Genomic DNA, 14,290 nt, shown 5'->3' on the forward strand with positions numbered 1-14,290 from the left:
AGCGTGTGTCCTAGCCGATCAGGTGCGGGATGCGCTGGAACAACAGCGTGGTGAATTCAACCAGGTGGCCGATCAGCAGACTGCCCAGCGCGAACAGCACCGCGGTCAGCGCCGCCGCCTTGGCGACGAAGGCGATGGTCGGTTCGTTGAGCTGGGTCGCGGCCTGCACGACGCCGACCACCACGCCCACCACCAGTACGGTGAGCAGCAGCGGGCCGGCCACCCACAACACGGTGATCAGGCCGCCACGCAGTTCGGTCAGGGCAAGTTCGGGAGACATGGTCTTTCCATCGGTAGCGCCGGGCCGTGCCCGGCGACGCTCATGTAGCGTCGAGCCATGCTCGACGGCCGTTGCGGGGTTGGATCAAGCCGGATTGAAGCTCGCCGCCAGCGTGCCCACGGTCAGCACCCAGCCATCGACCAGCACGAACAGCAGGATCTTGAACGGAGCCGACACCAGCATCGGCGACAGCATCATCATGCCCATCGACATCAGCACGCTGGCCACCACCAGATCGATGATCACGAACGGGATGAAGATCAGGAAGCCGATCTCGAAGGCGGTCTTCAGCTCGCTGGTGACGAACGAGGCGACCAGCACCGGGAACGGGATCGCATCGGGGCTGGCGTAGGTGCCGTGCCCGGCGATGCCGGCGAAGGTCATCAGGTCGGTCTCGCGGATCTGCGCCAGCATGAAGGCGCGCAGCGGCGTGGTGGTCAGCGTCCAGGCGGTCTGGAAGTCGATGTCGCCGTTGAGGTAGGGCGCCATGCCGGTGCTCCAGGCCTTGTCCCAGGTCGGCAGCATGATCATCGCGGTGAGGAACAGGGCCAGGCCCAGCAGCACCTGGTTGGACGGTGTCTGGCCGGTGCCCAGTGCCTGGCGCAGCAGGCCCAGCACGATGATGATGCGGGTGAACGAGGTCAGCACCAGCAGCATCGACGGGATCAGGGTGATCGCCGTCATCAGCAGCAGGGTCTGCAGCGGCAGGCTGACCGGTGCACCGCCGATCTTGCCGACGTTGATGTCCGGCAGCGGCGTGGTCGGTGCGCCGGGCGCGGCGAACGCCAGTGCCGGCAACAGGCACAGGGCAAGCAACAGCAGCCACGGCATCAGGGTGGCAAGACGGGTACGGGTGACACGCATGTCAGGGGTCCTTGCGCAGCCGCTGCTGCAGCAGCTGGGCGAAATTCGGCAGGTTCTTGAAGTCCGGCACGCGTACCGGCGCCGGTGGCGGCAACGGTTCGGGCAGGGTATGCAGGGTATTGATGCCGCCGGCGGTGACGCCCAGCAGCAGCTGCTGGCCGTTGACCTCGACCACCACCACGCGTTCCTTGGCGCCGACACTGAGGCTGGCCACCAGCTTCATGCCTTCGGCAGGGCGGAAGCCGCTGCCGGGCATGCGCTTGAGCAGCCAGCCCAGGCCGATGACCAGGGCCAGCACCGCCAGCAGCGCCAGCACCGCACCGAACAGGCTGGGTGCGGCGGCCGCATGCTGGCCGACCTGCGGGCCAACCGGGGCGGCGGCCTTGCCGAACGCCAGCAGGGTGGAGGCCAGCAGGCTCAACGCAGTCTCCGGATCCGCTCGCTCGGGCTGACCACGTCGGTCAGGCGCACGCCGAAGCGGTCATTGATCACCACCACTTCGCCGTGGGCGATCAGGGTGCCGTTGACGAACACATCCAGTGATTCGCCGGCGCCGCGTTCCAGCTCCACCACCGAGCCCTGGTTGAGCTGCAGCAGGTTGCGGATCGGCAGGCGCGCGCGACCGACTTCCAGCGACAGCGTCACCGGCACGTCCAGGATCACGTCCAGGTTCAGGTCCGGGCCGTTCGCCTCGTCGGCCTGCAGGCTGCTGAACTGGGCCGGGGTGGGTTCGAGGGCGTCGATATCGTTCATTGCGGGTCTTCCTGGATGACGGGTACGCGCGGGCGGGTGCCCGGCGGATGGGTAGCGGTGATCTTCACGGCGTTCATGCCGTTGGCGATGCCGAACTCGCCGGTGAACACCGGGATGTTCTCCACGCACAACGGCACCTGCGGACTGAGGTCGATGGGCAGGATGTCGCCGACCTTCAGCTGGGTCAGGTCACGCAGCGTCATGCGCTTGCTGGCCAGGACGCTGGACAGGGTCACCTCGGCGATGTTGAGCTGCTCGCGCAGGGTCTGGCCCCAGCTCTCGTCGCGGTCGTTGCGGTCGCTCTGGATGCCGGCGTCGAGCAGCTCGCGGATCGGCTCCAGCATCGAGTAGGGCAGGGTCACGTGGATGTCGCCGCCACCGCCATCGAGCTCGACGTGCAGGCGGCACACCACCACGTACTCGCGCGGCGTCACGATGTTGGCGAAGTGCGGGTTGATCTCCGAGTTGATGTACTCGAAGTCGACATCCATCACCGGTGCCCAGGCCTCGCGCAGGTCGGCGAAGGTCTGCTTCAGCAGCAGGTGGATCACCCGCATTTCGGTGGCGGTGAACTCGCGGCCTTCGATGCGGGTCGGGTAGCGCCCGTCGCCACCGAAGAAGTTGTCGACGATGGCGAACACCAGGGTCGGCTCGAACACGATCAGGCCGGTGCCACGCAGCGGCTTGAAGCGGATCAGGTTCAGGTTGGTCGGCACATACAGCGAGTGCATGTAGTCGTTGAACTTGATCAGCTCGATGCCGCGTACCGACAGCTCGGCCGAGCGGCGGATCAGGTTGAACAGGCCGATCCGCCACAGGCGTGCGAAACGCTCGTGGACCATTTCCAGGGTCGGCATGCGACCGCGGATGATGCGGTCCTGGCTGGCGAAGTCGTACGAGCGTGCTTCGCCTGACGGTGGTTCCGCATCGGTCTCGACCGCGCCACTGTCCACGCCGTGGAGCAGGGCATCGATCTCGTCCTGGGACAACAGATCATTCATCGGTGGGCCCTTACTGGGTCACGAAGCTGGTGAACAGCAGGTCGTCGGCACCATTGCTGCCGGTCTCGGCCTTGAGCACTTTCTGCACTTCGGCCAGCGACGCAGCCTGCAGCTTCTGCTTGCCGGCGACATCGGCGATCTGCTCGGGGCTGACCTGCGAGAACAGCATCAGCAGGCGCGCACGGATGGCCGGTGCGTGGGTCTTGATCGCTTCCAGCGCGGCCGGGTCGCGCGTCATCAGCTGCACTTCCAGCTGCAGGTAACGCGGGCCATCGACCGGGCCGTTGAGATTGACCACGAAGGCCGGATCCAGCGCGAAGTACTGGGCCGGAGCCGGCGTCGCTGCCTTCTTCGGCGCCTGTGCGGCCTTTTCCTCGTGCTTGGACTGGGTGAAGAACCAGACGCCGCCACCGGCGGCTGCGGCGGCCAGTACGGCCACCAGGGCAGTGATCAGGATCGGACTGCGCGGCTTGGCGGCCTTGTCCTTCTCGGCGGTCTTCTTGGTTTTGTCAGCGGCTGCGGCCACGGGGTGAAGCTCCTGAGGGTTGCTTCACCGGGATATGCAAGGGGTGTGCCGAAGATGGGGCCGAGGGGGTGACGGAATTCCGTCGGGTTGCCGGCGTTCCGCCGGGCATGGCCCGGCGCTACCCTGTCCTGATGGGGGCCGACCTTGGCCGGCATGGCCCCGGTGGGTGCCAACCTTGGTTGGCACACCTGTCAGGCGTACGCGTCCAACAACCCGCGCTGGCGGATCAACTGCGCGGACGACACGCTGGTGTCGCCCGGCGACGGTTCTCCGTCACCGGCCATGCCGCCGGCGCCGGATTGCCCCGACGCATTGCCGTCACCGCCGGGGGCCTGGTGGCCGACATCAGCGTGTGCCAGCTGGAAGCCCTGTTCGCCCAGCAGTTCGCGCAGGCGCGGCAGGCTGCTTTCCAGTGCCTGCCGCACGTCCACATGCGGGCTGCTGAAGCTGGCATGTACCTTGTCGCCGTTCAACTGCAGGCGAACATCCACCGGGCCCATGTCGTCCGGGCTGAGGCGGATATGGGCATGGCCGATCTTCTGGTCGGCCAGCCAGCCCAGGCGCGCGCCGATGGCCTGGTCGAAGCCGTCGTCGCCGAGCACCGGCTTCGGCGTCGGTTCGCCGTTGAAGACTGCATTGCCGGCGGTGAGCGCGGCCTTGAGGTCCTGCAGTGCTGCCGGAGCAGGGGCGTGCAGGAGCGGGGCAGAGACACGGTCGCCGATCGTGGCCGGGTCGCTGCCCTCGCCGCGGTCGCCGCGCTTGCCGCCGGGCAGGATCATCTCCGGCAGTGGCAAGGTCGTGGCGTCGTCGGTGCTGGCGGCCGACGGTTTGTTGTCAGCCGCTGGTGTGGCGACGGTAGCCGGGGCGGTGGCGGGCAGTGCTGCTCCGGTCGTGGCGGGCAGCGCCGTGCCGTCACTGGCGAGCGCCGGCGCACCCGCAGCCGCGGCCGCGGGCAGAGCCGCCGCCGGGTCGGTGGGCGTGGGCATGGCCAACACCAGGCCCGCCAGGCCCAGCGGGGGCCAAGGCGCGTCCTCTGCTGCGTTGGGCTTGTCCTTGTCGGTACCGGGTGCACCGGCCATCGACGGCAGCGGCGGCAGGGCGGGGGCTTCGCCAGGGGGAGCGTCTGCATCCGCGCTGTGCTCTTCCGGCGCCTGGCCATTGCCGTCGGCGGTCGATGGCGGGCTCGATGTGGACGTGCCTGGCGACGCTGGCGTGGCCGGTGCCGGCGAGGCAGGCGTGCCGCCCTGCAGCAGCTGGCTGAATTCCTTGTTGCCCTCACTGCGCGGCGCACGCGTTGTACCGCCGCCGGCATTCTGGGTCTGCGCGCTGGCGCTGCTGGCGAGTGGGGAGGGCATCACGAGCGGCCTCCCTGCTCGGTGCCGTCCTGGTCTTCGGCCTGCACCAGGCGCGCGCGGCGCGCACCGATGTCGTCCATCTCGCGCTGGTCGCGGCGGTCGGTCACCACTTTCTCCTGCGCACGGTAGCTGGCGGCAAGCTGTTCCAGCACGGCCTTGTCACGGCTGGCCAGGATCAGGCGGGCACGTTCGGCCTCCACTTTCTCGCGGTTGCCGTTGACCGTGGCCTGCTGCTGCTCGACGGCACTGTCCAGGCGGTCCAGGAAAGCGCGCCGGTTCAACAGCTGCGCCGGGCTGGTCGCTGCCATCTGCGCGTTTGCATACTCCTCGGCATAACGTCGCAGTTCGTCCAGTCGCGATAGATGAGTGTCGAGCACGCGCTGGCGCTCGGCGAGGTCTCGGGCGACCGCGTCCTCGTGTTCCTGGGCCCGCTTGAGCAGGGGGTCGATGCGCTTGGACTGGTTCATGGCTTAACTCTCTTGTTCCACCAGGCGCTGCAGTGCCGCCTGGCTGTGCGGGAGATCTGCGGCCCTGGCAACGTCCTGGCCGAGGAACTCCATGATTTCCGGCCAACGTTCCAGGGCTTCGTCGGTGGCCGCGTCGTTGCCACGCTGGTAGGCACCGATGGCGATCAGGTCGCGGTTGGCCGAGTAGGCCGAGACCAGCCGCTTCAGCTTGCGGATGCGCAGGCGCCACGGCTCGTCGGCGATTTCCGTGACCACGCGGCTGACTGACGATTCAACGTCGATGGCCGGGTACAGGCCGCTGTCGGCCACGCGCCGCGAGAGAAGGATGTGACCATCGAGGATCGCGCGTGCCGCATCGGCGATCGGGTCCTGCGGATCGTCGCCCTCGGTCAGCACGGTGTAGAACGCCGTGATAGAGCCACGCCCCTTGGCGCCGTTGCCGGCGCGTTCGACCAGCGCCGGCAGCTTGGCGAACACCGACGGCGGGTAGCCGCGGGTGGTCGGCGGCTCGCCGACCGACAGGCCGATCTCACGCTGTGCCTGGGCAAAGCGGGTCAGCGAATCCATCAGCAGCAGCACGTTCAGTCCCTGGTCGCGGAACCATTCGGCGATGGCGGTGGCACGGTAGGCGCCGTGCAGGCGCGCCAGTGGCGGCCGGTCGGCCGGGCTGGCCACCACCACAGCGCGGCGCAGGCCTTCCTCGCCCAGCGTGGTTTCGACGAAATCACGTACTTCGCGGCCACGTTCACCGATCAGGCCGACCACGATCACGTCGGCGGCGGTGTAGCGGGTCATCATGCCGAGCAGCGTGGACTTGCCGACGCCGGAACCGGCGAACAGGCCGACACGCTGGCCGCGGCCGATCGGCAGCAGCGCGTTGATCGCGCGCACGCCCACGTCCAGCGGCTGGGTGATCGGTTCACGTGCCAGCGGATTGATCGAGACACCGGCCATGCCGACGTGGCCCTCGGCGCGGATCGGCCCCTTGCCGTCCAGGGGAACGCCATCGCTGTCGATGACCCGGCCGAGCAGGCCTTCGCCCACTTCCACGCCACCACGGCGTGCCGAAGGCACCACGCGGGCGTTGGGCAGCAGGCCGTGCAGCTCGGCACTGGGCATCAGGTAGGTGCGCTCGCCGGCGAAGCCGACCACTTCGGCATCGACCCAGCCGCCGTCGACCACTTCCACTTTGCAGCTGGCGCCCAGCGGCGCCTCGCAGCCAACCGCTTCCAGGGTCAGCCCGACCGCGCGGCGCAGCACGCCCTCGCGGATCAGGCCGCGACCATGCGCGGTATCCACGCGCAGGCCGTCGAGGCGACGGGCCAGGCGCAGGTTGCGGGCCATGGCCCAGTCGGCGGGCGGTGGTGTCGGCTGCGATTCGAGCGTCATGCGCCTGCTCCGGTCTGGCGGATCACCGCATCCAGCGCGCCACGCAGGCGGGCTTCCAGGGTGCCGTCGATGCGCACGGCTTCAGCGTGCACACGCAGGTCGCCGCGGCTGAGGCTGGTGTCAGGCACCAGTCGTTGCTGCGGCGACAGGTTCAGCAAGGGGGCGAGGGCAGCGATGTCGTCGGGGTGCAGGCGCACCTCGACTTCGCGGGTGCTGCCACCGACCGCGTCGATGGCCTCGCCGACCAGCTGCGCCAACAGCGCAGGGTCGGCCTCGTAGGCACGCCCGACCAGCGCACCGGCAATGCGCACGGCCAACTCGCCGAGCGCACCGACCACTTCATTCTCCAGCCGCACCAGCGGCCGGCTGAAGTTGTCGAGGATGCCCTCGATCTGCGCGGCGAGGCGACGCACCTCGGCCTGGCCCTGGCCATAACCGTCGGCGTGGCCGTGCTGGAAGCCTTCCTTCTCCGCGCTGTCCTGGATCGCCTGGATCTCCTCCAGGGTCGGCAGCTGAAGCGGCGGCTCGGGTTCGTGTTCCGGGTCCGCCTCGGTAAGTTCGAACACATCCTCCTGCGCCAGCGCCGGTTCGGGCGGGGCCAGCAGGTCCGGGGCAAGCCAGCGCACGACGTTGCTCACAGCATGGCCTCCGCGCTGCCACCGATGGTGACGGTGCCTTCATCGGCCATGCGCTTGACGATGGCCAGGATCTCGCGCTGCGCGCCTTCCACGTCGGACAGGCGCACCGGGCCGCGGGCTTCCATGTCTTCCAGCAGGATCTCGGCCGCGCGCTGCGACATGTTGCGGGTGATCTTGTCGCGCACCTTGATGTCGGCACCGCGCAGGGCCAGGCCCAGGCGCTCGCCGCTCACTTCGCGCAGTACCAGCTGCATTTCGCGATCGTCCAGATCGACCAGATCGTCGAACACGAACATCAGGTCCTGGATGCGGTTGCTCAGCGGCGCATCGATGCGTGCGATCTCGCCCAGGATGGCCTGGTCCTGGCCGCTGTCCATGAAGTTAAGGATGTTGGCCGCGCACTGCACGCCGCCGATGTTGGACGACTTCAGGTTCTGGTTGCCGGCGAACTGGCGCTCCATGATCTCGTTGAGTTCATTCAGCGCGTTCGGCGGAATGCCGTCGAGGGTGGCGATGCGCAGCAGTACGTCGACGCGGGTGCGGTCGGGCAACAGCTTCAGCGCGTCGGCGGCCTGGTCGGTTTCCAGGTGCGCCATCACGATGGCGATGATCTGCGGGTGCTCGTTGCGCACCAGGTCGGCCACCGCGCGCGGGTCCATCCACTTCAGCGCGTCCAGGCCGGTGGTGTTGCGGCCGAGCAGGATGCGGTCGATCAGGTTGCCGGCCTTCTCGCTGCCCAGCGCCTGCACCAGCATGTTGCGGATGTAGTCGTCCGAGCCCACGCCCAGCGAGGTCTTCGAGCCCAGCTCCTGGCCGAACTGGTCCATCACCCGTTCCACCTGCTCGCGGGTGATGTCGGTCATGGTGGCCATGGCGATGCCGATCTTCTGCACCTCCTTGGGTTCCATGTGGCGCAGCACTTCGGCCGCGTCCAGTTCACCCAGCGAAAGCAGCAGTACGGCGGCGCGCTGTACGCCAGTCAGTGCTGCCTCAGTCATTGGCCACCCAGCCCTTGACCACCTGGGCCACGCGCTTGGAGTCGGTCTTCACGGCTTCACGCGCCATCCGCAGTCGTTCCTCATATGAATCCACCGGCAGGGCCAGTGCATCCGGCCCGCCCAGGCTTGCCCGGTCGGCGCCCAGCACCGGCAGCGGGGTGCCATCGTCATCGACCAGCTGCACGTCCGCGGTATGCGGTTCCAGTGCGTGCTCGTCGTTCTTCTTGTTCTGGCCGGTGATCGCACGCAGCGCCGGGCGCAGCACGCCGAACAGCAGCGCCAGCACCACCACTGCGCCGAGCAGCATGCGGCCGGCATCGTGCACCCACGGCAGTTCCCACCAGGCCGGGCCTTCGACCGGCGTGGTATCCCGCACGAACGGGGCATTCATCACCGACACGGTGTCGCCACGCTCGGCGTTGAAGCCGACAGCCTGCTTCACCAGCGCCTCGACGCGGGTCAGTTCGGCGGCCGACAGCGGCTGCGGCGCAACCTTGCCATTGGCGCCAGCACGCGGCACGTTGTCGACCAGCACCGCCACCGAGACACGCTTGATGCGGCCGGCCGGCTGGCGGGTGTGCTGCAGAGTGCGGTCCAGCTCGTAGTTGCGGGTGGCGTTCTTGCTGCTTTCGGTCGGGGCCTGTGCGGTGGCCGGTGCGGCCTGCTGGCCCGGCGGGCTGTTGCTGGTCGCACCCGGCACACCCTGCGGACCCGGGGTACTGGTGGTGTTCTCGCTCATCTGCTCGCTGCGCAGCTTCTGCGGCTCGCCGTTATAGAGCTCGCGGGCTTCCTCGGTCACCGAGAAATCCATGTCCACGCTCACTTCCGGGTTGACGCGGCCGGGGCCGGTCATCGGTTCCAGCAGCTCGCGGATGCGCTGGTTGAACGAGGTTTCCTGGCGACGCACCTGTTCGAACTGTGCAGCGTTGACCGCCGCCTCGCTGTTGGGGTCGGTGATGCTGAGCATGCGCCCGCTCTGGTCGACCACGGTCACCCGTTCCGGGGCGAGATCCGGGATGCTGGCCGCGACCATGTGCACGATGGCGTCCACCTGGCTGCGTTCCAGCTGCTGGCCGCCGCGCAGTTCCAGGGTCACCGAAGCGCTGGCGACATCGCGCTGGCGGGTGAAGGCGCTGGGCTTGGGAATGGCCAGGTGCACGCGCGAATCACGCACCGGGCGCAGCGTGTTGATGGTGCGCGACAGCTCGGTTTCCAGCGCGTGCTGGTAGCGCGCGCTTTCGACGAATTGGCTGACGCCGAAGCCCGGGTCGCGTTCCATCAGCTCGAAGCCGAGCTTGCCGCTGTCGGTCAGGCCGGAGCCGGCCAGCTTCAGGCGGGCGTCGTGCAGGTTCTTTTCCGGCACGGTGATGCCGCCGGTGGCCGGGTCGAGTGCGAACGGAATCTGCGCGGCGCGCAGCAGGTCGGTCGCTTCAGCAGTCGCCTTCTGGTCCAGGCCGGTATACAGCGGGACCATGCCCGGCTTCTGTGACCAGAAGAACACGGACAGGCCTGCCGCCACCGCCACCGCGATCATCGCCATCAGCCCCAGCCGACGGGTGATCTGCAGACTCTGCAGGCGGTCGAACCATTGCCCGGCCTTCTCGGAGTTCAGGCTGTCCTTGGAGAGCGTCAGTGCCATGCGTCAATGTTCCTTACAGCGGCATGTTCATCACGTCCTGGTAAGCCTGGACGAGACGGTTGCGGACTTCCACGGTGGCGCGGAAGGCGATCTGGGACTGCTGCGAGGCGACCATCACCTTGGCCAGGTCGGCGCTGGGATCGCCCATTTCGAAGGCCTTGGCCAGCGCGCCGGATTTCTGTTGCGCATCGTTGACGCCGGCAATCGCACCACGCAGGGTTTCGGTGAAGCTGGCCGGCTGGACCCGCGGTGCGTCCAGCACCGTGCCCGGCAGGGCGTTGCTGCGCGGCGTTTCGCCCAGCGGGTTGAGCGCCGGCTGTCCCATCTGGGTCTGATAGGAGCGGATCTGCGAAAGGATCGAAGTGACGGAGTGGGACATCTGCAACGGTTCCAGAAACAGGGATGGGGTTGTCTGCTGGAGCCAGTGCAAGTGCCGTGCCGAAACCGCTTTTCGATTCAGTGAGATGAGGGTTGGGGGTTTGCTGGCAGGGCTGCGCCCTGCACCCGCCAAAGCAACAGCAACGTCAACGTCAAGGGCGGGCTGTCCGTGGGATGGCGGGGTGGGTCCGGTTGCGGGGGACGCCGTAAACCCGTCCTTGGGGGCTTGGCCGCGGCATCCATGCCGCGGACACCCCCGCAACCGGACCCACCCCGCCTTCGACAGTTTCACGCTGCTGTTGGTGGGTGCCGACCGTTGGTCGGCATGCTGCTCCTGGTGGGTGTCGACCTTGGTCGACACGCTTGAGCCACGGCATGGATGGATGGCGCGTTTCTGGGCTGTGACGCGTCATTTCACCGGCGTCGGTTTTTTGGCCTGGGATTGCAGGGGCCAACGGCCGGCGTTCTGGCGCTGTAGACGCGCGGGGATCTGCCCCGGGTTCTGGAAACACGAACGCCTGGGCAAGCCCAGGCGTTCGTGCCCCCTTCATGCTGGTGACGCAGTTCAGCCGGCCAGCTCGGCCTGCTCGCGCTCGATGCCGTACTTGCGCAGCTTTTCCACCAGGGTGGTGCGGCGCAGGCCAAGCAGCTGGGCGGCGTGGGCGACCACGCCCTGGGTGCGTTCCAGTGCTTCGTTGATCAGGCCCAGTTCGATGCTGGCCATGTGGTTGCGCAGGTCCATGCCTTCGTCGGGAAGTGCGGCCGGTGCCGCCGGGCGATTGACGGCGATGCCGTGCTCCAGCGCCGGCTGGTTGCCGCTGCCGGGTGTGTGGAACGAGAAGCTGCGCAGGTCCAGTCGCTCTTCGCTGGCGGCGGGCGGTGCCGGCGCCGGTGTAGCGACGGCGGCCAGTGCCGCATCGCCACGATAGCGGGCCGGCAGGTCCTGTACGCGCACCGAGCCACCCGGATGCAGCACGGCCAGTCGTTCGACCAGATTGGTCAGCTCGCGCACGTTGCCCGGCCATTCGTAGCCGGCCAGTGCCTGCAAGGCTTCCGGGGTGAAGCGCACTTCGCCACGGCCGGTGCGGGCCAGCTGCGCGGCGATGGTTTCCACCAGTGCCGGCAGGTCCTCGCGACGCTCGCGCAGCGCGGGTACTTCAATCGGGAACACGTTCAGTCGGTAGAACAGATCCTCGCGGAACTTGCCCTCGGCAATACGTGTTTCAAGGTCGCGATGGGTCGCCGCCACCACGCGCACGTTGCAGCGGATGGTCTGGTTGCCACCCACGCGCTCGAAACTGCGCTCCTGCAGCACGCGCAGCAGCTTCACCTGCATCGGCAGGCTCATGTCGCCGATTTCATCGAGCAGCAGGGTGCCGCCTTCGGCCATTTCGAAACGACCCTTGCGGGCGGTCAGTGCGCCGGTGAAGGCACCTTTTTCATGCCCGAACAGCTCGCTTTCCAGCAGGTCCGCCGGAATGGCGCCGCAGTTGATCGCAACGAACGGGCCGTCACGACGCGGCGAGCGCTGATGGATCGCGCGCGACACCACTTCCTTGCCGGTACCGGATTCACCCAGCACCAGCACGGTGGTATCGAACGCGGCCACCTGCTCGATCATGGTGCGCAGTGCGGTCACCGCCGGGCCGTTACCGGTCGGTCCCTGGTCCTGCGCGGCACCGGCCTGGTGCTCGGCGTCCAGGCGCTTGAGGCTGGCGCGGCGCAGAAGGGCTTCCATCTGCGCGTGGCGCAGCGGTGTTTCAAGCGGCCAGATATTGGCTTCGTGCAGGCCGTGCTGCTGTGCGAATGCAGAGGCATCACCATCGGCCAGCAGCACCGGCGGTGGCAGGCTGCTGCCGCCCAGCCAGTTGTAGAGTGCAGTGCTGGCCGCGTTGTCGTCCAGGCTGCCGACGATCACCGCCATCCAATCGTTCTGGCGCTGCCGGCCCAGATCGAAGTCGGCCGCGTCGGAGACCCAGCGCGGGTTGAAGTCCATGAATTCCAGCAGGGCAACGGTGCGCTCTGCACGCACGGCGTCGTTGTCCAGCACCAGGATGCGCGATTCGCTCACGACTGTTCCTCCCTGAGGCCTTCCAGGATCGGCATGACTTCCTGGATGTAGGACAGCTTGCTGACGAAATTGTCGGCGCCGGCACGCAGCGCGTGCTCGCGATGCTCGGCGTCGTCGAAGTGGCTGGCGATCACGATGTACGGTGCATCGTCCTGCGACTTGATCAGGCGGGTGGCCTGCAGGCCACCCATCTCCGGCATTGCCAGATCCATCAATACGACCTGCGGGCGCAGCGTTTCCGAACGCTCGATCGCTTCCAGGCCGTTGCCGGCGCTGCCGACGATCTGCAGCCAGTCGATCTTGCGGAAGTGGCGCATCGCCGCATTGATGAAGCCCTCGTGGTCATCGACCAGCAGGACCGTGAGCTTGTTCATGTCCAACATCCTTTTCAGCCCACCCGGGCCAACAGCGGTTGCCTGGCGCCGAGCCGGCGCCGTTCACGGGCCGGGGCGATGTCCAGTTGTTCTCGGTATTTTGCGACGGTTCGACGGGCAATGTTCACCCCCTGGCGCGACAGCAGGCCGGCAATGGCCTCGTCGGCCAGCGGGCGACCGGCCGGTTCGGCGTCGATCAGGCGGCGCACCATGGCCTTCACGGCCTGGCCGGAGACGCTGGCACCTTCCAGGCGCACGGCGAAGAAGTGCTTCAGTTCGAAGGTGCCGCGCGGGGTCTGCAGGAACTTGCCGGTGGTGATGCGCGAAACGGTGGATTCGTGCATGCCGATTTCTTCGGCCACTTCCTTCAGAGTCAACGGCGCCATGGCTTCCTCGCCACGCACCAGGAACGCTGCCTGGCGCTCGACGATCACCCGCGCGGTGCGCAGCAGGGTGTCGTAGCGCATCGACAGGCCGCGGCTGAACCAGCGCGCTTCCTGCAGCATTTCGCGCAGTGCCGGTGCGGCCTCGCTGGTCTCTGCCAGCGCCTGTTCGTACTGGCTGTTGATGGAGACGCGGCGGCTGGTGGTCGGGTTCAATGCCACCTTCCACTGGCCATCGGCGTGCCAGGCGACCACGTCCGGAACCACAACGGCATTGCGTTCCGGCAGCAGGCTGTCGCCCGGGCGTGGCTGCAGCGACAGGATCAGGCGTACCGCTTCGCGCACGTCGTCGATTTCGGCGTCGTGCTGGCGGGCGAGGGCAGGGTAATCATGTGCGGCCAGCGCATCGAGCGCGCCGTCCAGGATGCGCGTGGCCAGGTGGCGGGCAGGCACCACGCCGTGCAGGCTGCGCAGCTGCGCCTGCAGGCCCTCGCGCAGGTCCTGCGCGGCCATGCCGGCCGGTTCACCGTGCAGCAGCTGCTGGCGGATGGCTTCGACGCCGTCCGCAGCGATGTCGAACTGTGCGCTGGCCAGCAGCTGCAGCTGGTCCAGCGGGGCCTGCAGGTAGCCGGCCTCGTCGCAGTGGTCCAGCCAGAATGCGGCCACTGCCAGCTGGCGATCATCCATGTCGAGCGACAGGCGCTGCAGCACGCGCAGCTGCGGGTCGGTCGATTCGCCGGCGGCGATGCGCGCCATGCGATCGTCATCACCGTCCTGCCAGCTGGTACCGGCCACGTCCCACATCGAGGACTCCGGCAGCTCATCGAACGCGGCGGTTTCCAGCGTCGTGGCGGCAACCTCGGTGGCGTCGGTGGCCGGTGTTTCGGGTTCTTCGATTTCCAGCAGGGGATTGGAGTCCAGCAGGCGCTGGATTTCCTGTTCCAGGTGCAGGCCATCGAGCTGCAGCAGCCGGATCGACTGCAGCAGCTGCGGGGTGAGGTGAAGTTGTTGGCCCAGCTGGGTCGAGAGTGCAGCCTTCATCGTGGTTCCCCGGCACCGCTCCCCGGCGCCTTGTGGAACGCATCTTGCTTTTGATCCGGCGGGGGCGGAATCAGGGGGTTCCTGAGGCGTCTCGTGGATATCCCTACGGGATGTAGGGAAAACCCCTACATGG

Annotated in this window: 16 protein-coding genes; all 16 read right to left on the bottom strand. The window is 67.8% G+C overall.

Annotated features, from left to right (window positions below):
• Positions 1-10: 10 nt before the first annotated feature.
• Positions 11-280 (bottom strand): flagellar biosynthetic protein FliQ, encoded by a 270-nt coding sequence (locus tag QP552_RS10080; protein ID WP_005413254.1) that lies wholly within the window; start codon positions 278-280, stop codon positions 11-13.
• 84 nt (positions 281-364) lie between these two features.
• Positions 365-1,144 carry a flagellar type III secretion system pore protein FliP gene (gene fliP, locus QP552_RS10085; protein WP_049431111.1) on the bottom strand — a complete coding sequence of 260 codons (780 nt, stop codon included), beginning with the start codon at positions 1,142-1,144 and terminating at the stop codon, positions 365-367.
• Position 1,145: 1 nt separating this feature from the next.
• Complete coding sequence (fliO, locus tag QP552_RS10090) at positions 1,146-1,565, bottom strand: flagellar biosynthetic protein FliO (RefSeq protein ID WP_286075801.1); 420 nt, start codon at positions 1,563-1,565, stop codon at positions 1,146-1,148.
• The gene (gene fliN / locus QP552_RS10095; RefSeq protein WP_005409543.1) at positions 1,562-1,897 is read right to left on the bottom strand and encodes a flagellar motor switch protein FliN; all 336 of its coding nucleotides are present in this window, start codon (positions 1,895-1,897) and stop codon (positions 1,562-1,564) included. Before fliN ends, fliO begins: the two co-directional genes overlap by 4 nt.
• A complete protein-coding gene (fliM, locus tag QP552_RS10100) occupies positions 1,894-2,898 on the bottom strand; it encodes a flagellar motor switch protein FliM (protein ID WP_099552062.1) in 1,005 nt (334 codons plus the stop codon). Before fliM ends, fliN begins: the two co-directional genes overlap by 4 nt.
• A 10-nt stretch (positions 2,899-2,908) precedes the next feature.
• Positions 2,909-3,424 (bottom strand): flagellar basal body-associated FliL family protein, encoded by a 516-nt coding sequence (locus tag QP552_RS10105; RefSeq protein WP_286075802.1) that lies wholly within the window; start codon positions 3,422-3,424, stop codon positions 2,909-2,911.
• A 191-nt stretch (positions 3,425-3,615) separates the two neighbouring features.
• Positions 3,616-4,779: a flagellar hook-length control protein FliK gene (locus QP552_RS10110; RefSeq protein ID WP_286075803.1), complete on the bottom strand. Its 1,164-nt coding sequence runs from the start codon at positions 4,777-4,779 to the stop codon at positions 3,616-3,618.
• Positions 4,779-5,246, bottom strand: a complete 468-nt coding sequence (gene fliJ / locus QP552_RS10115; RefSeq protein WP_005413256.1) for a flagellar export protein FliJ — start codon at positions 5,244-5,246, stop codon at positions 4,779-4,781. The genes QP552_RS10110 and fliJ overlap by 1 nt, the downstream gene beginning before the upstream one ends.
• A 3-nt stretch (positions 5,247-5,249) precedes the next feature.
• Positions 5,250-6,635 carry a FliI/YscN family ATPase gene (locus QP552_RS10120; RefSeq protein WP_106549935.1) on the bottom strand — a complete coding sequence of 462 codons (1,386 nt, stop codon included), beginning with the start codon at positions 6,633-6,635 and terminating at the stop codon, positions 5,250-5,252.
• A complete protein-coding gene (locus QP552_RS10125) occupies positions 6,632-7,273 on the bottom strand; it encodes a FliH/SctL family protein (RefSeq protein ID WP_111111806.1) in 642 nt (213 codons plus the stop codon). Before QP552_RS10125 ends, QP552_RS10120 begins: the two co-directional genes overlap by 4 nt.
• Positions 7,270-8,256, bottom strand: a complete 987-nt coding sequence (gene fliG, locus QP552_RS10130; protein ID WP_024958226.1) for a flagellar motor switch protein FliG — start codon at positions 8,254-8,256, stop codon at positions 7,270-7,272. The genes QP552_RS10125 and fliG overlap by 4 nt, the downstream gene beginning before the upstream one ends.
• Before the next feature lie 7 nt (positions 8,257-8,263).
• Positions 8,264-9,910: a flagellar basal-body MS-ring/collar protein FliF gene (fliF, locus tag QP552_RS10135; protein ID WP_286075804.1), complete on the bottom strand. Its 1,647-nt coding sequence runs from the start codon at positions 9,908-9,910 to the stop codon at positions 8,264-8,266.
• Between the two features lie 13 nt (positions 9,911-9,923).
• Positions 9,924-10,289 (bottom strand): flagellar hook-basal body complex protein FliE, encoded by a 366-nt coding sequence (gene fliE / locus QP552_RS10140; RefSeq protein ID WP_286075805.1) that lies wholly within the window; start codon positions 10,287-10,289, stop codon positions 9,924-9,926.
• A 564-nt stretch (positions 10,290-10,853) separates the two neighbouring features.
• Positions 10,854-12,359 carry a sigma-54 dependent transcriptional regulator gene (locus QP552_RS10145; protein ID WP_286075806.1) on the bottom strand — a complete coding sequence of 502 codons (1,506 nt, stop codon included), beginning with the start codon at positions 12,357-12,359 and terminating at the stop codon, positions 10,854-10,856.
• Positions 12,356-12,733: a response regulator transcription factor gene (locus QP552_RS10150; RefSeq protein ID WP_005409556.1), complete on the bottom strand. Its 378-nt coding sequence runs from the start codon at positions 12,731-12,733 to the stop codon at positions 12,356-12,358. The genes QP552_RS10145 and QP552_RS10150 overlap by 4 nt, the downstream gene beginning before the upstream one ends.
• 14 nt (positions 12,734-12,747) lie before the next feature.
• The gene (rpoN, locus tag QP552_RS10155) at positions 12,748-14,157 is read right to left on the bottom strand and encodes an RNA polymerase factor sigma-54 (RefSeq protein ID WP_286075807.1); all 1,410 of its coding nucleotides are present in this window, start codon (positions 14,155-14,157) and stop codon (positions 12,748-12,750) included.
• Positions 14,158-14,290: the final 133 nt, after the last annotated feature.

This window comes from Stenotrophomonas sp. 59, assembly GCF_030291095.1.
Taxonomy (GTDB): Bacteria; Pseudomonadota; Gammaproteobacteria; order Xanthomonadales; family Xanthomonadaceae; genus Stenotrophomonas; species Stenotrophomonas maltophilia_Q.

Coding starts and splice junctions, on each gene's coding strand:
- QP552_RS10080 (WP_005413254.1), bottom strand. CDS start 280: ATGTCTCCCGAACTTGCCCTGACCGAACTGCGTGGCGGCCTGATCACC.
- fliP (WP_049431111.1), bottom strand. CDS start 1,144: ATGCGTGTCACCCGTACCCGTCTTGCCACCCTGATGCCGTGGCTGCTG.
- fliN (WP_005409543.1), bottom strand. CDS start 1,897: ATGAACGATATCGACGCCCTCGAACCCACCCCGGCCCAGTTCAGCAGC.
- fliM (WP_099552062.1), bottom strand. CDS start 2,898: ATGAATGATCTGTTGTCCCAGGACGAGATCGATGCCCTGCTCCACGGC.
- QP552_RS10110 (WP_286075803.1), bottom strand. CDS start 4,779: ATGCCCTCCCCACTCGCCAGCAGCGCCAGCGCGCAGACCCAGAATGCC.
- fliJ (WP_005413256.1), bottom strand. CDS start 5,246: ATGAACCAGTCCAAGCGCATCGACCCCCTGCTCAAGCGGGCCCAGGAA.
- QP552_RS10120 (WP_106549935.1), bottom strand. CDS start 6,635: ATGACGCTCGAATCGCAGCCGACACCACCGCCCGCCGACTGGGCCATG.
- fliF (WP_286075804.1), bottom strand. CDS start 9,910: ATGGCACTGACGCTCTCCAAGGACAGCCTGAACTCCGAGAAGGCCGGG.
- fliE (WP_286075805.1), bottom strand. CDS start 10,289: ATGTCCCACTCCGTCACTTCGATCCTTTCGCAGATCCGCTCCTATCAG.
- QP552_RS10150 (WP_005409556.1), bottom strand. CDS start 12,733: ATGAACAAGCTCACGGTCCTGCTGGTCGATGACCACGAGGGCTTCATC.
- rpoN (WP_286075807.1), bottom strand. CDS start 14,157: ATGAAGGCTGCACTCTCGACCCAGCTGGGCCAACAACTTCACCTCACC.